The organism is Brevibacillus sp. FSL L8-0520 (assembly GCF_037963895.1).
Lineage (GTDB): Bacteria > Bacillota > Bacilli > Brevibacillales > Brevibacillaceae > Brevibacillus > Brevibacillus borstelensis.
The window spans coordinates 1,380,946-1,405,298 of sequence record NZ_CP150171.1 but is presented as its reverse complement, the minus strand read 5'-3'; the positions used below and the strand labels follow the sequence as shown (position 1 = coordinate 1,405,298).

21 protein-coding genes and 1 riboswitch are annotated in these 24,353 nt (G+C 53.5%); of the genes, 3 read left to right on the top strand and 18 right to left on the bottom strand.

The genetic code is table 11. From position 1 onward, the window contains the following. Nucleotides 1-233: 233 nt before the first annotated feature. The 5 genes from NSQ24_RS07200 to NSQ24_RS07180 all read right to left on the bottom strand — a co-directional run bounded on the left by NSQ24_RS07200 (nucleotide 234) and on the right by NSQ24_RS07180 (nucleotide 4,567). Entirely contained in the window at nucleotides 234-722 is a 489-nt protein-coding gene (locus NSQ24_RS07200; RefSeq protein WP_024983139.1) for a ferritin-like domain-containing protein, read from the bottom strand. Between the two features lie 83 nt (nucleotides 723-805). Next, a complete protein-coding gene (locus tag NSQ24_RS07195) occupies nucleotides 806-2,179 on the bottom strand; it encodes a class II fumarate hydratase (protein ID WP_339168021.1) in 1,374 nt (457 codons plus the stop codon). Between the two features lie 198 nt (nucleotides 2,180-2,377). Continuing rightward, complete coding sequence (locus NSQ24_RS07190) at nucleotides 2,378-2,692, bottom strand: antibiotic biosynthesis monooxygenase (RefSeq protein ID WP_024983137.1); 315 nt, start codon at nucleotides 2,690-2,692, stop codon at nucleotides 2,378-2,380. Between the two features lie 120 nt (nucleotides 2,693-2,812). Then, nucleotides 2,813-3,115 (bottom strand): hypothetical protein, encoded by a 303-nt coding sequence (locus NSQ24_RS07185; protein ID WP_003388068.1) that lies wholly within the window; start codon nucleotides 3,113-3,115, stop codon nucleotides 2,813-2,815. A gap of 156 nt (nucleotides 3,116-3,271) precedes the next feature. Next, nucleotides 3,272-4,567 (bottom strand): NCS2 family permease, encoded by a 1,296-nt coding sequence (locus NSQ24_RS07180; RefSeq protein ID WP_024983136.1) that lies wholly within the window; start codon nucleotides 4,565-4,567, stop codon nucleotides 3,272-3,274. Nucleotides 4,568-4,700: 133 nt separating this feature from the next. Here NSQ24_RS07180 and NSQ24_RS07175 point away from each other — a divergent pair, with 133 nt between their 5' ends. Together NSQ24_RS07175 and NSQ24_RS07170 are read left to right on the top strand one after the other, a co-directional pair. Further along, complete coding sequence (locus NSQ24_RS07175) at nucleotides 4,701-5,585, top strand: LysR family transcriptional regulator (RefSeq protein ID WP_003388071.1); 885 nt, start codon at nucleotides 4,701-4,703, stop codon at nucleotides 5,583-5,585. A gap of 154 nt (nucleotides 5,586-5,739) precedes the next feature. Then, the gene (locus NSQ24_RS07170) at nucleotides 5,740-7,263 is read left to right on the top strand and encodes a BCCT family transporter (protein ID WP_024983135.1); all 1,524 of its coding nucleotides are present in this window, start codon (nucleotides 5,740-5,742) and stop codon (nucleotides 7,261-7,263) included. An 88-nt stretch (nucleotides 7,264-7,351) separates the two neighbouring features. Here the strand turns inward: NSQ24_RS07170 and NSQ24_RS07165 are convergent, their stop codons facing one another. From NSQ24_RS07165 to NSQ24_RS07130, 8 genes are all read right to left on the bottom strand, one after another. Then, nucleotides 7,352-7,801: a DUF523 domain-containing protein gene (locus NSQ24_RS07165; protein WP_039071197.1), complete on the bottom strand. Its 450-nt coding sequence runs from the start codon at nucleotides 7,799-7,801 to the stop codon at nucleotides 7,352-7,354. A 23-nt stretch (nucleotides 7,802-7,824) separates the two neighbouring features. Further along, nucleotides 7,825-8,760: a type I pantothenate kinase gene (gene coaA / locus NSQ24_RS07160; RefSeq protein ID WP_003388075.1), complete on the bottom strand. Its 936-nt coding sequence runs from the start codon at nucleotides 8,758-8,760 to the stop codon at nucleotides 7,825-7,827. A 570-nt stretch (nucleotides 8,761-9,330) separates the two neighbouring features. Then, nucleotides 9,331-9,771: a Dps family protein gene (locus tag NSQ24_RS07155; RefSeq protein ID WP_024983133.1), complete on the bottom strand. Its 441-nt coding sequence runs from the start codon at nucleotides 9,769-9,771 to the stop codon at nucleotides 9,331-9,333. Nucleotides 9,772-9,891: 120 nt separating this feature from the next. Continuing rightward, nucleotides 9,892-10,821: an LD-carboxypeptidase gene (locus NSQ24_RS07150; protein WP_039071199.1), complete on the bottom strand. Its 930-nt coding sequence runs from the start codon at nucleotides 10,819-10,821 to the stop codon at nucleotides 9,892-9,894. 144 nt (nucleotides 10,822-10,965) lie between these two features. Next, complete coding sequence (locus NSQ24_RS07145; RefSeq protein ID WP_228006887.1) at nucleotides 10,966-12,603, bottom strand: peptide ABC transporter substrate-binding protein; 1,638 nt, start codon at nucleotides 12,601-12,603, stop codon at nucleotides 10,966-10,968. 226 nt (nucleotides 12,604-12,829) lie between these two features. Further along, on the bottom strand, nucleotides 12,830-14,197 hold the full coding sequence (locus NSQ24_RS07140; protein WP_339167519.1) for a sigma 54-interacting transcriptional regulator: 1,368 nt from the start codon (nucleotides 14,195-14,197) through the stop codon (nucleotides 12,830-12,832). A gap of 28 nt (nucleotides 14,198-14,225) precedes the next feature. Next, complete coding sequence (locus NSQ24_RS07135) at nucleotides 14,226-14,984, bottom strand: response regulator (protein WP_003388082.1); 759 nt, start codon at nucleotides 14,982-14,984, stop codon at nucleotides 14,226-14,228. A 6-nt stretch (nucleotides 14,985-14,990) separates the two neighbouring features. Beyond that, nucleotides 14,991-16,469 carry a sensor histidine kinase gene (locus NSQ24_RS07130; protein ID WP_003388083.1) on the bottom strand — a complete coding sequence of 493 codons (1,479 nt, stop codon included), beginning with the start codon at nucleotides 16,467-16,469 and terminating at the stop codon, nucleotides 14,991-14,993. 235 nt (nucleotides 16,470-16,704) lie between these two features. On the opposite strand from NSQ24_RS07130, the gene NSQ24_RS07125 reads away from it, so the two are divergent. After that, nucleotides 16,705-17,910, top strand: coding sequence for a TRAP transporter substrate-binding protein (locus NSQ24_RS07125; protein WP_172921062.1), 1,206 nt, complete (start codon nucleotides 16,705-16,707; stop codon nucleotides 17,908-17,910). A gap of 68 nt (nucleotides 17,911-17,978) precedes the next feature. Here NSQ24_RS07125 and NSQ24_RS07120 read toward each other — a convergent pair whose 3' ends face one another. The 5 genes from NSQ24_RS07120 to NSQ24_RS07100 all read right to left on the bottom strand — a co-directional run bounded on the left by NSQ24_RS07120 (nucleotide 17,979) and on the right by NSQ24_RS07100 (nucleotide 24,041). Beyond that, nucleotides 17,979-20,087, bottom strand: coding sequence for an ABC transporter ATP-binding protein (locus tag NSQ24_RS07120; RefSeq protein ID WP_243014670.1), 2,109 nt, complete (start codon nucleotides 20,085-20,087; stop codon nucleotides 17,979-17,981). A 5-nt stretch (nucleotides 20,088-20,092) separates the two neighbouring features. Beyond that, nucleotides 20,093-21,844 (bottom strand): ABC transporter transmembrane domain-containing protein, encoded by a 1,752-nt coding sequence (locus NSQ24_RS07115; RefSeq protein ID WP_243014669.1) that lies wholly within the window; start codon nucleotides 21,842-21,844, stop codon nucleotides 20,093-20,095. Nucleotides 21,845-22,255: 411 nt separating this feature from the next. Next, nucleotides 22,256-23,224, bottom strand: coding sequence for an MraY family glycosyltransferase (locus NSQ24_RS07110; RefSeq protein WP_024983124.1), 969 nt, complete (start codon nucleotides 23,222-23,224; stop codon nucleotides 22,256-22,258). A 155-nt stretch (nucleotides 23,225-23,379) separates the two neighbouring features. Continuing rightward, nucleotides 23,380-23,694: a multidrug efflux SMR transporter gene (locus NSQ24_RS07105; protein ID WP_003388089.1), complete on the bottom strand. Its 315-nt coding sequence runs from the start codon at nucleotides 23,692-23,694 to the stop codon at nucleotides 23,380-23,382. Next, on the bottom strand, nucleotides 23,694-24,041 hold the full coding sequence (locus NSQ24_RS07100) for an SMR family transporter (RefSeq protein ID WP_003388091.1): 348 nt from the start codon (nucleotides 24,039-24,041) through the stop codon (nucleotides 23,694-23,696). The genes NSQ24_RS07105 and NSQ24_RS07100 overlap by 1 nt, the downstream gene beginning before the upstream one ends. 85 nt (nucleotides 24,042-24,126) lie before the next feature. Continuing rightward, nucleotides 24,127-24,225: riboswitch (guanidine-I (ykkC/yxkD leader) on the bottom strand. Nucleotides 24,226-24,353 lie beyond the last annotated feature (128 nt).

The following is a 24,353-nucleotide window of genomic DNA, read 5'->3' as shown; positions in this document are numbered from 1 at the left end:
ATTTTACGCAAAGATTTGTACACTCCTCCTGTTTCCAGCAAAAAACCGCCTAAAGCCATGTTCTGGCTTCAGACGGCTATGACTGTAGCACTATCGCACGATACCGCCAGCTCCGACTTTCTTCCGTTGCGGCTCTCCCACCAGCCCGTTTCGTCGTTGCATGGCCGTGGTCAAACCGTATGTGCTCCCCTGTTGCGAAGGCTCCTCCTCGGCTGGCCGCCTCAGACACGCCATCACTTGTTTTTGGCATACAGCCAGTTGTAGTAGCTGGCATGTTTTAACTCATCCGTCATGATTTCAAAAATCGTGTCCCGGTACTGCTGCGGTATATACCGGTAGATGGTGCGATATTTTTCAAAAGCCTTTAATTCGCCCAGCAACGCTTGTTCAATTCCCTCCAGATAGCTGGCAGGTCTCTGAAACGTCTCTCCCTCTTCGCTCATCCCGGGACGCTGCCCTGCCAATTGGGTATACAGCTGCCGGAAAAGCCTCCGATGCTTCCGCTCGTCATCGCGAATGCCGGTGATGACGTCCTTCTCCTGCTGGGTCGGCGCAACAGTGATCAGGTAGTCGTAAAAAAGCTCGTCGCTGCGCTCACCTGAGATGCCTTCCTGAATCATCCGCAACACAACAGCTGCCCGATCATCATGGCGGTCCATCGCCACAGGCCAAATCGGCGCATAAGTGGCATAGCCATACGGTCCCCACCAATATCCGTTCATATATCCTGACTCCTTCGCTTTTTCCCTGTCAGGATATTCGCCCGCTAGGCTGATGGAGCATGTTTGAAAACGAAAAAAAAATATCAAACCATTTTTTCCGGCCGCAGCGCCTCCTCAATGTCCGGCGACCAGAGCCCTGCTTCCCGGATGACCTGCACAAGTGTCTTGTTTTCCGAAAAAGCTTGCTTGGCCAGAGCAGCTGCCTTGTCGTAACCGATCAGCGGGTTGAGCGCCGTCACCAGAGAAAGACTCGCTTCCATCCACTTGGCGCATTGGACTTCGTTTGCTTCCAGCCCTTCCAGACATTTTTCCCGCAGCACATCCAGCATATTGCTCAGGATCGTGATGGATTGCAGCAGGTTGTAGCCGATCACCGGCATCATGACGTTGATCTCCAGCTGGCTTCCGCATCCCGCCACCGTCATCGTGGCGTCATTGCCGATGACTTGTGCCGCCACCATGTACGACATCTCCAGCATCACCGGGTTGACTTTGCCCGGCATGATCGACGAGCCGGGCTGCACCGCGGGCAATTGAACCTCAGCCAGGCCGGTGCGGGGACCGGAGCTCAGCAGACGCAGGTCGCTGGTCACCTTGATGACGTGCACGGCCAGCTCCTTTAACGCAGAATGAACCTCCAGAGCGGCAGCCGTATTTTGCATAAAGGCAAAGCGGTTGCGCGGCTGGGCAAAAGGCAGGCCGGTTCGTCTGGCAATTTCCTCGATGGCGAGCTCGGCATACTGCGGGTGGGCATTGATCCCGGTGCCGACAGCGTTTCCGCCGAGTCCGATCTCATACAGCCGCTCAGCCGACTGCCGGATGCGTTCACGTGCATTTGCAAAGCTTTGCGCGTAGCCGGAAAATTCCTGTCCCATGCGAATCGGGACGGCATCCTGCAAATGTGTGCGCCCGGCCTTGATGATCCCCATAAACTGCTCGGACTTTGCCCACAGCACTTTTACCGTACGGTCCAACGCAGGCAAGAGCTCGTGCTGGACCAGCTCTGCACCGGCGATGTTGATCGCGACATGTATCGTGTCATTGGTAGATTGGGCCATATTGACGTCATCGTTCGGGTGCACAAGCATCTGATCGATTTGTCCGCCCAAAAGCTGGGTCGCGCGGTTGGCAATCACTTCGTTGGCGTTCATGTTTTGCGAGGTTCCCGCCCCCGCCTGAAAAGCGTCGACGACGAACTGGCCGTCCCACTTTCCCTCGATCACTTCCTCTGCCGCCTGGATGATGGCCCTGGCCTTCCGTTCATCTAGCTGGCCGCAGGTCATATTGGCATGAGCCGCGGAAGCCTTGATCAGTCCCTGCGCACGGATAAAAGCCCGCGGCAGCCTGAGTCCGCTGACAGGAAAATTTTCGACTGCACGCTGTGTCTGCGGGCCGTACAGGGCATCTGCAGGGATTCTCACCTCTCCCAGGGAGTCTCTTCCGATACGTACTGACATGCTGTCCACTGGTGTTGACCCTCCTTTGCGATCGCTCTATGATGCACACCCTATTCTTCCCAGCAGCATTTCATGATATGTTTGGCTTCTGGGAGCTTGCAGCTTATGGAGGGGCTTTTGGGATCGTTTTGGCAAAGCTTGAGGAGGAAAAGGACATAGAAAAACGCGGGTGTTCCCTGAACGGGCTCCCGCGCTGTTTTACGCTTTCTTGACCGCTTTTACATCGTAGACGCCGTGTGCGACGCTGATCACATGCTCCGGCTTGGGCTTGCCTCTGCTCTGTCTGTGGCCTTCCAGATGAGCTTCGCTCGTTTCCCACTTTTTCCACGCTTCTTCCGATTCCCAGCGGATCATGACGATTACTTCCTCGTCTCCTCTGCGCACCTTTTTAACCAGAACGCTCAAATCGATGAAGCCTTCGGACTTCTCAATCTCTCCCGCCTGGCTGAACCGGTTCACGACCAGATCGGAGGTCCCTTCCTTGACCGTAATCGTTTTCGTTTCTATAAACATGAAGCACACTCCTCTTCGCACAATTGAAAAAATATGGTGTGTCTTCATTTTAGTTGATAAAGATTATCATTGTCAACAAATAACCCGGGCAGCTTACACTTCTCGCCCGGGGCCTATCCTTTACGTTGAAAAGAAATAAAATGCGCCATATACAAACAAATTTGGCAATGCCGCAAGAAAGAAGAAAGATGTCCACCTGATCCTGCTCTTGTTGTCCTTGTGCTCTTGCTGGGGCTGTTGAAAATAGGCCGGTGGCTCGGCGGTTGACTGAAGCGAAGAGAAGCTGACTAGCGCACCTAGTGTAAACAGAATGGCAGCCGAATAGAACGTCCAGGTCATAATCCATTGGTAATCGTTTTTTAGAAGTCCGGCGAGAACAATCAAAAGCGCTATAGCGCAGCCTGTAGTTAAGGATTTTCTCATAGCTCTGCCACATCCCTGTTTTTATTTCAATCCCTTCTCTCTACCATAATCGTTTTTGTAAATAATGTAAATATTTAGAATTACAAAGAAAGCAAAAACGTCTCGCTTTCCACAGGAAGTCCGAGACGTTTTTAACAGCAGCCGTGCAGCAGCCTATCAAGTCAGCATCGGCAGTACCATATTGAGCAAAAACAACCCTGCAACGACGTACAAAAGCGCGGGCACTTCCTTGCTTTTCCCCAATGCTACCTTCAGCAGCGGATAAGCGACGAATCCGAAGGCAATCCCGTCAACGATGCTGTAAGACAGGGGAATCAGGGCAATGATGAGGAAAGCGGGAAATCCCTCGGAAAAATCGCGGAGATTGATGTTCTGCACGTTTTGCAGCATCAACGCCCCGATGATGATCAATACCGGAGCGATCGCGCTGTCCGGAATCAGCTTGATGGCCGGCAAGAACAGCAGCGACAGCAAGAAAAGCACTCCCGTGACGAGAGAAGCTAGTCCAGTACGAGCTCCCGCTGCGATTCCCGCAGCAGACTCCACGGTCGAAACCGTCGGACTGGTGCCCAGGATGCCGGACAAGGCGGACGAAATTGCGTTTGCCTGCAGACTGCGGCGAAACTTCTCGGGCTGTCCTGCCATTTGCGTATGTCCGTGAACCAGGCCGATGTTTTCAAACACGATCACCATCGCCAAGGAGAACGTCGCCACCCAGAACGGAAGCGTTGCGATGTGCGAGAACGAAAATGCGGCAAACACCTCACCGTAGGAATCAAAGGAAATCCCGGACATGCCTTGTCCCGGATGAACCAATCCGGCAAGCCAGCCGATTCCTGTACCTGCGGCGATCCCGATCAAAAAGTTTCCGGGGACGTTTCGGACAAACAAGACAAGCGTCAATAGCAGAGTCGCAAGCGTAACCCATACCTGTGGATGGGAAAGGTCACCGAGCGCTACAAAGGTGGAGGGATTGGTCACGACCAGGCCGCCTTTTTGCAGCCCGATAAAGGTGAGAAACAATCCGATTCCAACCGTAATCGCTTCCTTGAGCGAATCGGGAATGGCGTTGGACAGCACGGTTGCCGCTCCCGTAAAGGCAATGGCGGCAAAGATGACCCCCGACAGAAAAACAGCGGCCAGCGCTTCCTGCCATGGCAAGCCCATCGTATTGCACAGCGTGTACGTAAACAAGGCGTTGATCCCCATCCCAGGGACCAAAATCATCGGGGCATTGGCCCAAAAAGCCATCAGGATCGATCCGATAAAGGCGGTCAGCACAGTCGCCAGAATGCCGGCTTCGAGCGGGATGCCGGCATCCTCCAAAACGGAGGAATTGACTGCGACGATATACACGATCGTGACAAAGGCGATAAAACCGGCCATTATTTCTTTTTTTACAGTGGTTTGACTCGCTTGCAGATGAAATATCCTCTCCAACAAACTGCGCACATATGTCCCTTCTTTCTCTCTGTTGTTGCTCATGTAAGTTTCCGAAACATATGCTAACATAGCTCTATCGATATAAAAAAAATTTGTTTTATCTCCGTATCATACGTTTTACATATGAAAGGCAGGCAGACTCATGGATATTCGTCAATTGCGCTATTTTATCGCGATCGCAGAAGAAGGCCAAATCACCGGAGCAGCCAGACGCTTGCGTATGGCCCAACCACCGCTCAGCCAGCAATTAAAGCAGATGGAAGAGGAGCTGGGTGTCGAGCTAATCGAGCGCTCTGGAAAAAAAATCGCGCTGACACAAGCGGGCGTCACCTTGTACAAGCAGGCATTAAATCTTGTCCACCAGATGGAGGAAGCCATATCCGAGGTGAAGGAAACGGGCGAAGGCGTTCGCGGGACTCTGTCTGTCGGCGTGAGCGCCCTTTCCTCCTACCGCTTGCCCGAGCAAATCCGCCAGTTTCGGGAGCGCTATCCGTTGATCACCTACAAGGTGTGGAAAGGAGACACACAGCTTCTCAGCCAATGGCTGGAGCAGCGAACGGTCGAAGTCGCCATCGTCAGGCTCCCCCATTCGCTGGCGCATTGTACGACAATCCCGCTTTTGGAGGAAACGTTTGTCCTGATCGTTCCCGTTTCTTCTCCGCTCTCCCAAAAAGATAGTATCCATATGCGGGAAATCGCTGACCACCCTTTGATCATGCCCAGTACGCCCGGACTCGGCATCTATGAGCTTTTGGTCAAGGAATTTGGCCGCCTGGGCGTGACTCCGCATGTGATCTGTGAATGTCCTGACCTCTCGCTGATCGTCAGTATGGTCGGGGCCGGGGTTGCCGCTGCGATCGTCCCCCGCTCTGCTTGGGAGACGCAGGGAAACGCCAATATCAGCCGTCTGGAGATCACTGGCACCTCGATCACCTCGTCGTCCGCCATCGTCTGGCAGACGGAACGCCATCTCTCCAAGGCAGCACGCCATTTCATCGAGATGTTTGCTCCGATTCCGGAGCAATAATCGGCCCGCATGTGAAAACGAGATGGTTCTTTTTAGCCACAGAGGATAAACAAGCCCGGTTCGTGGGATTCTATACCACTGATATCTTCCATTTTCGATTTCGGCTTCCTGACATTGCATTTCATCTCGCAAAGTCCGACAAAGGAGGGCTCCCATGACCTTTGCCATCTCATTGGCGGTGGTGCTGCTGTTTGTTCTCTGGGGCTTTTTTTCACCGTCTCAGCTTACAGAAACAGCGACCAATGTCCTGCATGCTACGACTTCCAATTTTGGCTGGTTTTATCTTCTGGTTACCTTCTTTTTCCTCGTCTTTTGCATTTTCCTGGCCTTCAGCAAATACGGCCAGATTCGGCTCGGGGACGATGATGACGAGCCGGAGTATTCGGCGGTTACCTGGTTTTCCATGCTGTTTAGCGCTGGTATGGGAATCGGGCTTGTCTTTTGGGGCGTCGCCGAGCCTGTGTCCCACTATTTTTCCCCGCCCGTCGGCGTTGAAGCCGAAACATCCGAGGCGGCCCGTACAGCCATGCGGTACGCTTTTTTTCACTGGGGGCTTCATCCCTGGGGGATTTATGCCGTCATCGCCCTTTCCCTGGCCTACTTCCAGTATCGCAAAGGCGCAAAAGGCTTGATCTCCTCGACGTTTTACCCCCTTCTGGGTGACAGGGTAAACGGTCCCATCGGCAAGCTGATCGATATTCTCGCCGTGATCGCAACCGCTTTTGGAGTCGCAACCTCCCTCGGATTGGGAACGCTGCAAATCAACGGCGGATTGAGCCATCTTTTCCAGATTCCGAGCAATATCACGGTCCAGATAACGATTATCGCCGTCATTACCGTCCTGTACCTGTGGTCTGCTACCTCCGGTCTGGACAGAGGGATCAAAATCTTGAGCAATACCAATCTGGTATTGGCCTTGGCCCTTTTGCTGCTCACTTTGATTTTTGGCCCGACCGCCTTTCTCTTCGACAACTTTACCAACACATTGGGAAGCTATTTGCAAAATCTCGTCTCCATGAGCATGCGGCTTATGCCTTTTACCGAAAGCAACTGGATCGCCAACTGGACGCTGTTCTACTGGGCCTGGTGGATTGCCTGGGCGCCTTTTGTCGGCACATTTATTGCCCGGGTATCCAAAGGCCGAACGATCAAGGAGTTTATTATCGGCGTCCTTCTGGTGCCGACTGTGCTCAGTTTTATTTGGTTTTCTGTCTTCGGAGGAACCGCTCTCCATCTGGAGATCTACGAGCACGCCCCCATCGGCGACGCGGTAAAGCAGGACGTCTCCAGCGCTCTTTTCATTACGCTGGAACAGCTCCCGATGGGGATGATCCTGTCGGTGGTCGCCACCCTTTTGATTATCATTTTCTTCATTACCTCGGCCGATTCCGCCACATTCGTCCTGGGGATGCTCTCCTCGGGCGGCAAGCTGGATCCGCCCAATCCGGTAAAAATAACCTGGGGTATTCTCCAATCCTCTACCGCTGTCGTCCTTCTTCTAAGCGGCGGGCTGGAAGGACTGCAGACTGCATCTATCGTCGCTGCGCTGCCCTTTGCGGTTATTTTGACCCTGATGTGTTTCTCTTTGCTGCGAGCGCTGCAGGAAGAGGATCGCGCGATGAGGAAAAAGCGGCGGGAGCAGGAAAAGAAGCTCAGGCGGCTGCTTGAGCAACTGTAGGAAAGATCCCAAACGCAAAGATGACCTGTCGATTGACATAAGCAATCAACAGGTCATCTTTGTCTATGCCCAAAAGGCATCCGGTTCTTTATTCGGAACGGCTCATTTCAGAGCGAACGTCAATCCCGTTTTTTATAAGCAGTGCTGCTGTTACCCCTACGCCTGCTTTTTTCCGTCCGGTAAACGTACCATCGTACACGTTTGAACTGCCGCAGGATGGACTGTTTTCCTTCAGGATTGCCGACACTGCTCCTGCCGTCCGGGCGAGCTGCAGCGCCTGCAGAGCTCCAGACTTGAATTCCTCCGTGACATCTCGGCCCGTATTATCGACAACCTTGGCGCGGCCCTCCCAGACGTCAAACCCGTCTCCCCCAATGATCTCGGCCGGCGGACGGGGCGTAGGCAAACCGCCCATCTGCTCCGGGCAAACAGGAATCGCTTTGCCTTCCTTCAACAGATTTTCAATCGTTTCATCCAGGCATGCCCCTTGATCATAGCGGCATTTACAGCCGATCAAACAGGCGCTCACGATTTGCATTCGCAACCACTCCTACCGGGAGATTACAGCCTTCTCAACTTCACTTTTTGTATCATATGATCCTCTCCCTTTTCCAGGATGAGGCGGGCACGTCCGCGAGTCGGCAAAATATTTTTCCGTAGGTTGATACCGTTGATCTCATTCCAAATGCTGGTCGCAACCTGGGTAGCTTCCGTATCGGACAAGCTGGCGTAGCGTTTAAAATACGATGCGGGGTCGGAGAAAGCCGTCTGGCGAAGCAGCTTGAAGCGGTCAATGTACCACTTCTTGATCAAGTCCTCCTGCGCATCCACGTAAATGGAAAAGTCAAAGAAATCGGAGACGAATACCTCCGTCAGCCTCCGCTGATTTTCATCGAGCGGGGTTTGCAAAACGTTCAGTCCTTCGACGATCAAAATATCCGGCTCCCGCACGATCTGCCATTCGTCCGGCACGATGTCATAGACCAGATGGGAGTAAACAGGAGCAGCCACTTCGGAAACTCCCGATTTGACGTCAGACAAAAAAGAAACGAGACGACGGGTGTTGTAGCTTTCGGGAAATCCCTTGCGCTTCATCAATCCGCGCTCTTCCAAAATGCGGTTCGGATAGAGAAAACCGTCGGTCGTCACCAAATCCACCTTGGGGTGATTGGGCCAACGGGATAAAAGCGTTTGCAAAATTCGGGCTGTTGTACTCTTGCCTACTGCAACACTGCCGGCGATGCCGATGATAAACGGCACTTTCTTTTCCAGATTCCCCAGAAATGTATGTGTGGCCTGATACAGCTCCTGTGTGGCTCCTACATGCAGATTTAGCAGCCGGGAAAGCGGTAGATAGATGTCTGCCACTTCCGTCAGGGACAGTTTTTCATTCAACCCCTGCAAACAGGCCAGTTCTTCATCGGAAATGGTCAGCGGCGTGGATGCCCGCAGTCCTCTCCACTGCTCGCGACTGAACGTAACATAAGGCGATGCCATCGGAGTTGTACATCCTTTCTTCGTTCGGTATGCTGTCTTGCCGTTTATTCCTCGTTTATTCCTTCCATAGTGTAACACCTGTGTCTTCTCTTGGGAACAATCCGTTTGCACTTTGGCTTGCCGGTTCGGATTGGCGGAACTATGTTGCTTGGGAGAAAATGGCGGTTGGACAGGCTTTTGTGGAAGAGATGAAAACGGGAGAAAATACTCAGGTTCGGTGGGACACTGCTTGGAGGCAGCACTGTCCGGCACCAGGCCAAAAGCGGAACCGCGTCCAAAAGCGGATGAGTCAGGAGGCAAATCAGGTTGGACGCTGAAGGAGTGTTCCGTATTTGGCCTGGTGCCTGGGATGTGTCCCAAAGACCTTTGCAGTTGGTTTCATTCGCTTATTTCGCTTTTTTCTTGAGGACAATGGTTCCCAGTAAAGATTGCCGAATTGCGTGAAAGCATGATTGGCAAGACTTGCTGAGAAAGGGAAAAACCCGCCGCCGTTTGTAGGCTGACGGGCTGCTAGGTCAATCGTATTGTTGGCGTTATACGGTTCGTGTTTTGAATACCTGCATTTGTTTCCTATTTGCCGAGAAACGCCTGGAGCATCCATACATGCTTTTGCAGGCTGGAACTTATTTCCAGAAGCATATCCGAGGTGGCTTCGTCATTTTCCTTTTCTGCCACAGACATGCCTTCCTCCAGCTCGCGGATGACTGTTTGGAAGTCGGCGACTACAGCTTGCACCATTTGCTCGGCGGACTCGCCCCCTTTGCCCTCCTCGAGGCTGGCCGCCTCCAGACAGGCTTTCATCGTCGAGACGGGCTTTCCGCCGATTGCCAGGAGGCGCTCCGCCAGCTCGTCCACATAGCCGGCTGCTTCGTTGTACAGCTCTTCAAATTTGGCGTGGAGCGTAAAGAAGTGCGGCCCGTTCACGAACCAGTGATAATGGTGCAGCTTTATGTACAGAACGGACCAGTTGGCGATCTGCTTGTTTAAAATGCCGTGCAGGGTGTTGCTCATTTGTCATTCATCCTTTCGGGGTAGTGGATAGTGTCTACACTTCAGGAAAACATCTACAGACAACTAGTAGTCTTTCGCCCCGAGCAAATGATTATACCTTCCAGAATGGGTGATCAAGTGTCATCTCGTCACAGCCTCTTCGATCACCAGTTTGCACGCATCCGCATCCAATCGCGCCTGCACGCCGAATGGCAAAGCGATATTGCAAGCGCCGTGCCCGGCCTGTAAATTCCAGATCGTCGGCTTCCGATAAGGCACGACGATATTTTTGAAGACATCGAGAACGGAAAAGCCATCCCGTTTTTTCGGAACGCAGTTTTCCCACGTACCGATAATGATTCCGGCGCAATCCTCGAAGGTTCCGGCAAGCGCCAATTGCATCAGCATTCTGTCGATACGGTACGGCTCTTCGTCCACGTCCTCCAGAAACAGCAGCTTGCCCCTCGTGTCCAATTGATAAGGCGTACCGGCCAAAGCTGCGACCAGCGAAAGATTGCCGCCCACGATCGGACCGCAAGCCGCGCCGCCGACCAGACAACTGATCTCCTCTCCCTCGGGATTGATGATCTCGCCTAGCGGATCGGGACAGGTCATCGCCCGGAGCAAATAATCGCGCGACCACGGGTCCAGCTCGCTGGCAATTCCCGCAGAGGCCATCGGGCCGTGCAGGGTGGCAAGACCCGCTTCCTGCATAAACACGGTGTGCAGGGCCGTGATGTCGCTGTAGCCGATAAACAGCTTGGGGTTGGCAGCGATACAATCGTAGTCAAGCAGGGGCAAAAGCTGCGGCGTACCGTATCCGCCCCGCAGGCACATGATCGCATCTACCTCCGGATCGGCGAACATGCAGTTGATCTCCTCTGCGCGAAGCTGTGGGTGCCCTGCGAGATAGCCTCCGTATGTTTGACGGCAGCTCTCGCCCACTTTCACCTGAAACCCCAACGCCTCCAGATCGGACTGCGCCTTGGCCAAAACCTCCGGGGTGGCAGGACTGGACGGTGCCGTGAGCCCGATCGTATCTCCGACCTGCAGTGCTTTTCCTTTTCTCATCCCGTTTTCTCCTCTCAGTATGGACTCGCGCCGGGAGGATAGAGCCAGCTTCAGCAGACGACATCCGCTTCGCGCTTCCAATGCGAAGCTTTGCTACTGCTGCTTTTGGCCATACCACAATTTCTCGTGCGCGAGTCTTGCATTCTATTCTTTATAGGCCCATTTGAAATCGATTTTGCTCAGCGGATCGACGCGGACCCCTTTTACCTTTTCGCTCTGAACCCAGGCATTGACGTCGCTGAAAATGCCGGTCAGCGGCATCTCCTCCATCAGGAGCGCCTCGGCCTCCAGCAGGATTTGCCTTCGTTTTTGCTCGGCTGTCTCCCGATACGACTTTTTGATCAGCTCGGTGTAGACCGGATTGTGCCAGCGGGTAATGTTGCTGGAGCTGTACTTCTCGATAAATTTTTGCAGGAAATTGACCGGATCATTGTAGTCAGCCGTCCAACTGGAGCGGGTAATCTCAAAATTGCCCTGCTCCTGGTCGTCGAGGTATACCTTCGTTTCCTTGTTCACCAGCTTCACATCCACGCCCAGCTGCTTTTTCCAGACAGCTTGCAGGGCTTCGGCAATCGCCCTGTTGCGATCATTGGTATTGTACAGGTAGCTGATCCTTGGCAGCCTGGAGATGCCCAGCTCCTTCATCCCTTCGGCCAACAGTCTTCGCGCCTCCTCCGGCTGGTTGTCTGCGAAAAAACCATCCGGCTTTAGCGAAGCGGTGATCGGCGTGATGCCCATCAAGGGCGTCTGGCCTGCCTGCCCGATGTTGTCAGCGATTTCCTTTCGGTTGATGGCATAGGCAAACGCTTTGCGTATCTTCGCATTGGTAAAGGGCGGCCGTTCGGCGTTGAAGCGGATATAGTACGACGTCGCTTTCGGTTTGGCGACGAGCTTCCCCTCCCGACGCAGCGGCTCCACGGCATCCACAGGCAAGCTGCTGATCGGCCCGCCTGCCCAGTCCAAATCGCCGTTCTCAAACATGGCAAGCTCCGTATTGGCATCGGAAATCATCGAGAATTCGATTCGCTCCAGCTTGACGACGTCACGCTCCCAATAGGTGTCATTCTTGACGAGGACCAGCTTGTTCTTGTGCTCCCACGTATCAAGCTTGAACGGGCCGTTCCCGACCAGTGTTTTCGGGTCCTTGGCCCAGTCCGGGTTTGATTCTGCCACGTTTTTATTGATCGGCATCAAAAAGGAGACCAGTGTCGGAAAGAAGGGCATCGGGTGCTCCAGCACAACCTGCAAGGTTTTGTCATCCAGCGCCTTCACGCCCACATCGTCTCGCACAGCCTTCCCTGCCGCAAACGCCTGGGCGTTTTTCAAGCTGTAAAACTGATACGCTGCCTGCGAGCCTGTCTTCGGGTCCAGGGCGTGCTTCCAGGCAAACTCAAAGTCATGGGCTGTAACCGGATCGCCGTTGCTCCACGTCGCATCCCGCAAGGCAAACGTATACGTGGTTTTATCATCCGAGACCTTCATGTCCGACGCGATGGAATTGATCGGGTTTCCCGCTTCATCCAGCCTTGTCAGGCCGTCAAAGATGGCGCGGATGACAGCACCGGAGACAGTGTCCTCGGCAAACGTCGGGTCGAGCGTAGCCGGCTCCTCCATGTTCATCCTGAGTACCTGCAAATCACCGGTGGCGAAAACAATTTCACTATCAGAAGAAATTGTTTCATTCACAGCAGAAGCCGATTCGCCGGTGGGCACCGATGGCTGAGCTGAGCCTGCCGCCCCCGGCGCCTGACTCCCGGCCGGTGCAGAGCTGCTGCTGCCCATGCAACCGGCCAAACATACTGCCAGCACAAGCAAGGAACTGAGTCGAAACGAAGCTCGCCGTCTCAAGATCACATACCTCCTGCTTTTTCGTGTTGAAATATTGCAAAAACTGTACCAGGATCATCGGCGCTTCCAACGACTCCCCTATTATTCACAATCGAATAGACTTTGGCACAATAAAGCAAAAAAGAAAAGCAGACAGGTATGCATATTTGCATGGATCGATTCAGGAAAGAATCGCGTGCTTCCGCAGTTTTCTGCTCGCGCTCGGCTGACTGATCCCCAGTGCTTTCGCCACCTTGGTGGTCGTCTTGTGGACGTCGTATGCACGCTGCAGCAACTGCTTTTCCACTTCTTCGATCGCCTCCTGCATCGAAAGCATCCGCTCGACCTTGATGCCTTTTCCCGCTCCTTTGGCTGCCTCACAAATATATTGCGGAATTTGATCCGGCATGATCAGCACATCGTGAGAAGTAACGACCAGCCGCTCCATCACGTTCTCAAGCTCGCGGACATTCCCCGGCCAGTCATACTCCTCCAGGATCTGATGGCACTGATCGCTGAGCTTGCGGTGAAGACCGTACTTGTCGGCGAACAGGTTGAGAAAGTAGTGAACCAATACGGGAATTTCCTCTCTTCTCTCCCGCAGCGGCGGTATTTCCAGCGGAACGACGTGAATGCGGTAATACAGATCCTCGCGAAATTTCCCTTCATCCACCATTTGCTTCAGGTTTTTATTCGTCGCTGTGATCAGCTTGATGTCAACCTTTTTCGGTCTGGTGCCGCCTATCGGGGTGATCGTTTTTTCCTGCAGGACATTCAACAGCTTCACCTGAAGATTGAACGGCAGCTCCCCGATCTCGTCCAAAAAGAGCGTGCCCCCGTCTGCTTTCTCAATCAACCCTGCCTTGCCGTCCTTGTCAGCCCCTGTAAAAGCCCCCTTCTCGTAGCCGAACAGCTCTGATTCCAGCAGGCTCTCGGGTATCGCGCCGCAGTTGATGTGAACAAAAGGCCTGTCTTTTCTCGGACTGCGCTCATGTATATACTTTGCCAAAACGCCTTTTCCCACTCCGGATTCGCCGAGCAGGATGACCGAGGAGTCTACCTGTGACAGCTTGTCCGCCATAGAGGCCACCTGCCGCATGCTCGGACTTCTGTACACCAGGCCGTTTTCGCCGCCGGCCAGCCTGTTCTGTTTGGCGATTTCCATATGGTACAGGGTGCCCAGATATTTGTTTTCCTCCAATTCCTGCTGCAGCTTTTCCTGATCGGTAATGTCTGTGGAGGTATTCACGACGCCAAGCAGGCACCCCTGACGGTCGAAGATGGGCGTCCCGACCACATACAGCTTGCGTTTTTGCTGTGTAGTCTGAATCGTATGAACCTTTTTTCGCTCCCGAATCACTCTCATCGTGATCATCGGAGTAAAATACCCCTGCCGGTAAAAGTCTTCGATTGGCTTGCCGATCATCTCGGCTGGATCGATCCCGAAAAACTCCCCGTAGCGTTCGGAGCAGTACAAGGTTTTTCCTTCCGCGTCCGTAATATGGACGATGTCGAACAGCGAGCCCAGCACATCTTTGTAATCGATCATTGGTGTTTGACACTCTCCTTCGTTTCGCTCAGGCCTTCTGCCCGGCCTCTGCCAAAACGTAGCGGTTCGTCGGCCGGCCTACTCCGCCGTAAGACACATCTCTTTTGACGCGTCCGGACTTCTCCAGGAACTCCAGATAGCGCCTCGCCGTCACCCGGGCAATGCCTACCCGCTCGGCCACCTCTTCGGCAGACAGCGGCGTCTTGTTGGCCCTAAGCTGACGGGCGATTCTCTCCAATGTATCCATGTGCAACCCTTTGGGCAGGTCTTTTTCCCTAAAGGCTTCGCCAGAAGAAACGCCTTCCACACCAGACACGGCGTCTGTACTCCGTCCCTCGATACTTGTCCGGAACAGCAGCTGATCGACTTCCTCCTGCGAGACCGTACCGTCCGCCTCCAACTGCTTGCGATACAAGCGGTAGCTTTCCAATGCCTGCTTGATCCGCTCAAACGTAAAAGGCTTGATTATGTAATCCACAACGCCGCTCCTGAGCATCGTCTGAATGGTCGGCTTGTCCTTGGCCGCTGTAATGACAATCACATCCACCGCCTGATTGGACGCCCGCAGCTCCTGAAGAGTCCGTACGCCGTCCTGGACGGGCATGAATACATCCATAATGACGAGGTCTGGATTCAGTTCCTGGACTAGCTGCACCCCTTCGACCCCGTTGGAGGCAACCCCCTCGACCTTGAACGGTGAAACGCGCTCGATAAATTGCCGGTTTACCTCCTGCACCATCGGGTCGTCCTCGATGACTACTACGCGAATGGCCGTTTGATTCTCCATTCTATGCTACACCTCCTTCATCGGGAACGTGATCAAAAAGCTCGTCCCTTCACCGGGCTGGGATTGGCAGCTCAGCTCGCCCCGTCCTTTTTTTACGATTTGATCGACCAGGTACAGCCCCAATCCGCGATGTTCCGTTTGCTTGCTGGAAAAGCCCCGCTCCAGCATGTGCTGCTGCACGTCATGGTCCATCCCGATTCCGTTGTCATCGACCAGCAGCGAGCACGATTCCTCGTCTTGCGCAATGCTGATGAACACCTCTTTGTGTTCCCTGTCGGACTGCTCCAGGGCATCAAAGGCGTTTTCGATCAGATTTCCCAGAATCAAGACGAAATTATGATGATCCAAATAGGGCGGAAAGCTCTCCAGGTGGCTCCGCCTGTCGATGACGACACGTATCCCCAGCTCCTTGCCCCTGCTTACTTTTCCCATCAAAAGACCTGCTACGTTGTCGTCCGCAATGCGCGCGCTTAAAAAGGAGGTCAGCTCCTCCTGCTGGACATTCATGTCAAACAGGTACTCCAGCGCTTTCTCCTGCTGGCCCAGCTGCAGCAGTCCCGCGATCGTATGCAGCCTGTTCATATGCTCGTGATTTTGAACACGGAGGGCCTCGACAAATTCCCTGACCCCGGTCAGCTCCTCCGCCATCCGGGCGACTTCCGTTCTATCCTGAAAGATCGCCATCGCTCCGACTACCTTTTCGTCCACTTTGATCATAAACCGGTTGGACCACAAGAGAGCGTTGCCGACGTGAAGCTCGTGATCAAAAAAGTTCTGCCTTTTCTCCAGTACCTCCGGCAGGGCTGTATCGCGGATCACTTTGCGAATCGGCTTTCCCAGCACATCTCCCTCGATATGAAAAATTTGCTTGGCTTTGTCATTGCAGATCGTGATGCGCTCCTGAATGTCGATGGCAACCACGCCTTCGCGCATGGCGTGAAACGCGGCGGTCCGCTCGACGAGGATGCGGGAGATTTCCTCGGGCTCCAGATTGAGCATCTGTTTTTTGATGTGGCGGGCGAGCAGATACGATCCCCAAATCCCGAAAAACAACGAGAGGAGAAATGTGATGACGATGTTCTCCCGCTGTTGGTAAATGATCTCCCAAATGCCGGGCAATACATGTCCGACGATCACGACGCCGACCTGCTGATGCTGCGAATCCATCAGCGGGACATATGCCCGCAAGGCCGTTCCCATTTCTCCCCCGACCTTCTGCAGGTAGCTGTGCTCGGCAAAGGCAGCTTCCGCATGCTTGTCCTGAAAAACCGTGCCGATCCTCGATTCCAGAGGGTCAGAGAAGCGGATGCGGTCCATGTTCAATACGACGATATAGGTGACGTCATTGACGATCCGGATACGGCGGACGGCGGGATTAATGGTCTTCCAGCCGTCCGGCTCCTGTATGCTTTTCTGGATGGACTGGATTTGGGCCACGGTCCGGGCCGTCGTCATCAAGCGCTGTCCCAGCTCACTTTCCGTCATGCGGATAATGCTTCCAAGAAGAATAATGCCGCCGATCAGCAGAGAGAACAAAACGATTCCGACCGATAGAAGAGTGATTTTTCCCTTAATTTTTAATTGTTTAAACAGTGAGGTTCTTCCTTTCCCATGGGGTTACCTGTTACCATTATATCGTATCCGCCGCATACGTCCTCGAGAAAAGAGAGGTTGAAATCGAAAAAGCATTGGCAACCAAAAAAGTAAGCAGGTGTCATTCATGAAATCATTTCTCAGCATTACGTTGGTCGTCGTTCTCGGATTTTTGAGCGCGATCCTGATCGGGTTTCGCACCGACCTGCCTTTTTCTCCACTGGCCTATGACGAGGAGCAGGAGGGCTTGCAGGATCGGCTGATTATCAAATTCAGTCACGTTGTCGCGGAAAACACGCCAAAGGGGCTCGCTGTCGAGCGCTTTTCTTCTCTCGTCAAAGAAAAATCCAACGGGCGTATCGAGGTGCAGGTCTTTCCAAACGGCATCCTGTACTCCGACATTACGGAATACGATGCCCTGCGAAACGGCGACATCCAGATGATCGCCCCCGCCTTTTCCAATCTTGCCGACAAAATTCCCGAGTGGTCTGTTCTCGATCTGCCATTTGCCTTTCGGGACGAGACGGATGTGGAGGAGGCCTTCAACGGGGAAATCGGAAGACTGCTGTTTGAAAGCCTGGAGCCTTTCGACATGAAAGGAATGGCCTTCTGGAACAACGGCTTCAAGCAGATGACGAGCAATCGGCCGATCCGCAGGCCGGAGGATTTCAAAGGACAGCGTTTCCGGATCATCCAGAGCAAGGTGCTGGAAGCCCAGTTTCAGGCGCTTGGGGCGAAAGGGTACGGGGCCCCGTTTACAGACGTGTATCAAAAGCTCGCCAGCGGCCAGGTGGACGGCCAGGAAAACACGATCTCCAATATTTATACGAGGAGACTGTATCAGGTCCAGCGGTACATGACGCTGAGCAATCACGGCTATCTCGGCTATGCCGTCATCATGAACAAGCAGTTTTGGGAAGATCTCCCGCCGGAAACGCAAACCATCATCCAGGAGGCCTTGAAGGAAACGACCGCGTACAGCAACCAGCAAGCTCTCGCCATCAACGAGCAGCAGTGGAACCAGCTCCAGAAAATGCCGCTGGAGATCCACAAGCTGACAGCGGAAGAAACGGAGGTATGGCAAGCGGCGATGAAGTCGGTCTACGATGCTTTCGCTCCGGTCATCGGCCCTGCCATTATGAAAGAGCTGGAAGAGCTGCATGCGAAACCAAAAAGACGCCGCATCGCCAGAAAAGAGGGCAAGCGCTTTCCTGAAGTAATTCCCAATTTATGGAATCAAGAATCGAAAGCGCTGTCATTATCGCAGTCTGAACTGCTCCTTGCGAGCAGCAAAACGGTTGGTTCCCGCATCTTATTGCGGAACTGCGGGTAGTCTTCTCATGCGCAAAAACAGGCAAAGGACCGGGCAGCTTATTGTCCGGTCCTTTGCCGATTGCGTCGCTATACGGTTCGCGGTGACAGCGAGCCTGCCTCCACCGCAGTCAACTCCTGCTCCCCCTGCTGAAGCTGATACATCTGATAATACTTGCCCCCAAGCTGCATCAGGGTATCGTGGTCACCCCGCTCGACGATTTCGCCTCGGTCCAATACGAGAATCAGATCAGCGTTTTTGATCGTCGAGAGCCGATGCGCGATGATAAACGTCGTCCGGCCCTTTTTCACCACTTCGAGCGCATCCTGGATTATCGCTTCCGTCTCCGTGTCGATGTTGGAGGTGGCTTCATCCAGTATGAGAATCGCCGGGTTAAAGGCAAGTGCCCGGGCAAAGGAGATCAGCTGCCGCTGCCCCGCCGACAAGGTGCTTCCCTTTTCGATCACCGGCTCGTCAATTCCTTTGGGCAAATGCTTCAATACCCGCTCTCCGCCGACTTCAGCCAACACCTTTTCCACCTGTTCCCTGGAAATCGAATCGTCTCCGAGCGAGACATTGGATGCGATCGTGCCCGTGAACAGGAACGGGTCCTGCAAAACGATTCCCATGTGATCGCGCAAGGTTTGGCGAGGGACGTCCTTAATATCGACCCCGTCTATCGTGATCCGGCCGCGCTGCACGTCATAAAAGCGGAACAGCAGATTGAGGATGGAGCTTTTCCCCGAACCTGTATGGCCGACGAGCGCCACGGTCTGTCCGGGCTTCGCTTCGAATGCAATGTCTTTGAGAACGTACTCGTCGTCCTTGTAGGCAAACCATACGTCCTCAAACTTGACGTGTCCTTTGTATCGCTCGATTTTCTGATCCGACACTTCCTCCCCTTGCTCGTCAAGCAGGACGAATACCCGCTCTGCAGACACTAGCGCCGTCTCCAGATTCGGCAGCTGATTGACGATGCGTACGACGGGCTGGAACAGCCGGTTCAGGTAATCGACGAAGGCGTACAGCACGCCGAGCGAAATGACGCCTTCCACCCCCGAGATGGAAATGCCGCCAAAATACCAGATCAGGGCGATAAAGGCGATATTCCGAATGACTCCGACCAGATTGTGACCGGTCATCGCATTGAGGCTGAGAAGCTTGCTTTTGTACGTAAAATGCCTCAGATTGTACGTTTCAAAATCCTGCTGCGTCTTTTTCTCGGTGCGAAACGCCTTGATGACGGTGATGCCCTGGATCGTCTCGTTGATCATTCCATTGATTTCGCTGACGGTCGCCCGAATCACCTGGTTGAACCGCTTGGCGAACCGACGATACACGTAGATCCAGACGCCCAGAAGGGGAACCATAAACAGGCAAATGGCCGCAAGCTGGCTGTTTAGCATGAACAAGGCGGCGAATACCCCGACCATATAAATGATACCGGAGAAGAAGTTGGCCAATACGGTAACGTACAGATCGCGAGTTGATTCGGTGTCGTTTGTAATCCGCGATACGACCTTTCCTGCCGGCAAATTGTCGAAGTAGTGAATCGGCAGCTTGTTGATGTGGGCAAACACGTCCATCCGCATTTTTCTGATAATCCGGTTCGCGGTAGCCTGAAGCAGGTATCGTTCGCCATAGCTGAAAGCAGCGGAAATGATCAGCAGGCCAAAGTAGAACACGCACAACTGGATCAGACCGCTCATTTCCGGTTGAAAAAACGGGTAAAGCTCCCCCGTTTCCAGCTTTTGTGCCGCGTAAGTCCGGGTTTCCGTTCCCTTCGTGATCGCGAGCTGCCCTTCCGGCGTAATGGTCCTTTCGCCGTCAAGCAGCACGGGTTCGCCGACAAAGTAATAATCCTGCTGCACCTGAAGCACCCTTGCTTCCGCACCGCGGGGCTCTCCCTCGGAAAAGTGGTCGGCGCGTTTGTACAGCTTGCCGCCGTAGGATACCGCATACGGACCTTGCTGCTCTGTCACATACCAGGGCTGCTCAATTCCGGAGATGTGCACATCGATCATCCGCTTGGCGATCAAGGGGCCTGCCAGATCTGTTCCCACCGCCACGGCGAGCATCAGCAGCGCGGCGAGCAGCTGCCATTTAAAAAGCAGCGCATAGCGAACGAGCCGCTTGCCCGTTTTGGCCACATTGCCCGGGGTCCGGTCTATCTCCAAATCATACAGTTCCGCATCCATCTCCCTCACCTGCTCCCTGTCAGTTTTTCTTCTACCTGCTGGCGTGTGAACTGTTCCTTGTACCAGCCGCCCATCGCCATGAGCTGATCATGTGTTCCTTCCTCGATGACGCGTCCTTCATCCAGTACCAAAATGCGGTCTGCATGCTGTACGGCCGAGAACCGGTGTGTTGTAATCAGCGTGGTTTTGCCTGCGCGAGCCTTGCGGATATTGGCGATGATTTCCGCCTCTGTGCGCCCGTCGACAGCCGACATCGCATCGTCCAGAATGAGGATGTGCGGGTCGGAAATGAGCGCCCGCGCAATCGAAACGCGCTGTTTCTGGCCGCCGGAAAGCGCTACGCCTTTTTCTCCGACCAGTGTTTCCACCCCTTTAGGCAGGTACTGCAAATCCTTTTGGAAGGCGGAAGCAGCCAGGGCATGGGCAAACTCCTCCTCGCTCGCATCGCTGTTGCCCAGCAAAATATTGTTTTTTACGGATCTCGAGAACAGAAACTGCTCTTGGGGCACGTAGCCGTACCATGATTTCAGCTGGTCCATATCGATTTTCTCCAGCGGAACCCCGGAGATCGTGATGCTGCCTTCTCCAGGCGGATATTCGCGCAGCAGCTGCTTGACCAGCGTGGTTTTGCCGCTTCCTGTTCGCCCGACAATCCCCAGCGTTTGCCCTCTCTCCAGCGTGAAGCTGATCTGCTGCAAATTGTCGACAGTCGAGGTCGGATAACGAAATGTTACGTTGTGAAAGGCAATCTGTCCGGGCGCTTCGAGCGGTATCGTCTCTGTCGGTTCGGGAACATCAGGCTGGTAGCTGAGTGTCTCGTTTACCCGGTCGAGAGAGGCATTTCCCCGCTGCATGATGTTGATCAATTCGCCGATCGCGAACATCGGCCAGATCAGCATCCCCAGATAGACGTTGAAGGAGACGAGCCCGCCGATTGTCAGCTCATTATGAAACACGAGATGTGCCCCGTAGCCAAGTCCGATCATGTAGCTGACGCCGACCAGTATTTTGATCGTCGGTTCAAACAGCGCATCAATGCGGATGACGGCCAGGTTCTTCTGGAGAACATCCCCTGTCACGTCGGCAAAATGCCGCTCCGCCGCCCTCTCCTGGACATATGCACGAATCACCCGGATGCCGGAAATCGTCTCCAGCACACCATCGTTCATCTCGCCGAACGCATTTTGAGCGGCCGTAAACCGCGAGTGAATCCATTTGCCGTACATTCTGATCAAAACCGCCATAATGGGCAGCGGCAGGATCGCAGCGAGCGTCAGCTTCCAGGAAATGAACGCGACCATCGTCACGAGCAGCGTCGCCATCCAAATGGTGGAATCGAACAAAGTCAAAATCCCGATGCCGGCCGTTTGCGCTACTGCCTGCAGATCGTTCGTGGCGCGGGCCATCAGGTCGCCCGTTCGATTTCGTTCAAAAAAAGTGGGCGTCATCTTCAAAAAGTGCCGCATCAGCCGCGAACGCATGAGCCGCTCAATGGTAAACGCTCCTCCGAACAGCTTGTAAAACCAAACGTAGTTCATCCAGTACGTAACGATGGTAATGCCCAGGAGCAGCAGCAGCGTTTGCGTCACCCCCGCCCACGTCAGCATCCCGAGCTGAATTGAGTCAATCGACTTGCCCACCAGCATGGGCGGAACCACCTCCAGAATGCTGGTGATCACGAGCAGTGAAATGGCAAGCGTATACCGTTCCCATTCCTGCTTGAAAAACCATCCGAGCTTTTGCATAACCGTGATCATGCTTTTCACTCCCCTCTCTTTGGTCCTGAGTCAAAAAACAAAAAAAGCACACCACGCCACCGCAATGTGCTTTGTCAAAAAACGAGAAAAGCGCACGCCACGATAGGCCGTGACCTGCGCATAACAAACGGAAAGGACAAAGAAGCTACTTCTCTCTCCGGTTAAACGAGGAGGTCACATCAAGCATGATGAAGTTGTGTGCAGCTGCTCTTCTGCGTACGCGAATGATCATCATGGCTTGACGCCCCCTTTCCAAAAATTTGAATTTTTTGTCACATGAGTAAGTTATCACGGATGGGAACCAATGTCAATGTTCTTCTATTAAAAATTGTTGATGGCCATCTCATAACAAAACAAAGAGCAGAATCGTCTGCATGATTCTGCTCCCCGTCCGTTGCGAGCGCCGCGCTTTTATACCTGCAGCAGCAGCAATATGATCGATGTCAAGCTGAAGCAAACACTGATCAGGCAAAGAAAGGCCACTACCTGTTTTTGATTCATCCCTGTCCGCAGCAAGCGGTAATGCGCCTGACTGGCATCCGCTTGATAAATCGGCTTGCCTTGCAAAAAACGCTTGGTGACCACGAACAGATTGTCAAAAATCGGCACTCCCAGCGCCAGGATCGGGATAAACAAGGAGAGGACCGTCGCCTGCTTAAAGGCTCCATCCAAAGCGATGACCCCGAGGATAAACCCGAGAAACGTCGCTCCCGCATCCCCCATAAACACCTTGGCTGGCGGCTTGTTGTAGCGCAGGTAGGCGACTGCCACTCCGACCAGAACGATAGCCATGATGGCGGAGGTGTTTTGTCCTTTTACCAGAGCCACAATAAACAGCGTTCCGGCCGATATGGCGGAAAGCCCTCCGGCGAGTCCATCCATGCCGTCCGAGAAGTTGATGACCGTCGTCACCCCAAAAATCCAGAGGATGGTCAAAATAAACTGTAACCAAACCGGAAGCAGCACGTACTCACCACTGAGCGGATTGTAAAATCCTGTAAAGGCAATGCCGGACGCGTAGACAAGCACAGCCGCTGACAGCTGGACAATCAGCTTTGGCAAAGCAGAGAAGTCTTTGCCCTGCGTCTTGTACCAATCGTCAACCGTTCCAATGATCAGAAGCAGCAGGCCGCCCGCGAGTACGGCAATCGTCTGAACCAAGGTTTCGTCCGAAAACAGCACATAAGGCACGGCAAACCCGATATAAATCGCGTAGCTGGCCGTAAGCGGGATCGGCTCCCGATGAATTTTTCGCTCGACATCCTTTCGCGGCTTGTCCACAAAATCGAGCCGGAAAGCCAATTTCCCCAGCGGCGGAATCAACAAGTACACGATCACAAATGAAATCAAGAAAGAAAGTACGTAATAAATCGTCACCATCTCCTACAAAATAGGGACTGTCTTTTAAGTTCATTATAGGGAATATGCGGAATTTTGTCGATGCTGTTTGTCTGAAAAATCTTGCCTTGACCGTCAATCCGCCGTCGTGACTGTCTGTATCCGTGTTTGTGGATGAGATTGAGGCTGTCAGCGATTTACGAAATCGCCTTGAGTCCAATTGCGGCCCCCAGCACCATGCAAATGAACAGGATGCGCCGCCAGTCTTTCGACTCCCCATAAAGGAGCATGCCCAGGATGGCCCCGCCCGATGCTCCGATGCCGGTCCAAACTGCGTACGCAGTCCCCATCGGCAACGTCTTCATGGCCAGAGACAAAAACAGAAAGCTGGCGCCAAACCCGAGAAGCATGTAGACGGTAGACAGCCAATTTCGGTCGCGGTGCATTTTATTGATCATGGCCACCCCGATCATTTCAAAGATGCCTGCCAATACAAGAAAAACCCATGCCATCAGGACTCAGCTCCTTCCTGTTGCCGCTTTTTGTCATCGGTGACCAGCTTGAGTCCTACGACACCGGCCAGCAGCAGCAAAATCAGCAATATCTTTGCCCACTTAAACGGCTCGCCAAAGAAGGCGATCTCGGCAAACACGGTGCCTGCTGTACCCAATCCGACGAACACGGCGTAAACCGTCCCTACGGGCAGCTTTTTCCCCGCCATGATCATCATGTAAAAGCTGATGTAGATGGCGACGGCCGTTCCCAGCCACGTCCAGGCGTTGTACGCATGCTTCAAGCCAATCACCCAGAATACCTCAAAAAATGCCGCAAAAAATACCTTTGTCCACTCTCGATTCACTCATCTTCCCCTCCTCACATGCAGCTTTCAGCGCTCGGACCTTGCGCAAACAAAAAAAACCGGGCATATCGTCAATTCATAACGATACTCCCGGGCTTTTGTCCCTCCGTGTCACAGCGAAGCGCTGTGTGTTTTCTCTCGGACCAGACCAGCGATTCGCTGCGGAACCCTAGAAAACAATGCTTGCATGTTTGATTTGCTTTAAAGAATAGCAGACAGGAGATTTGTGAGCAAACACCCTTTTTTCTGCTGGGAGAGAAAGATGCAGCATCTCATCGCTTGGGGACTGTTTTTCTCGTTCTCTCTCTTCGA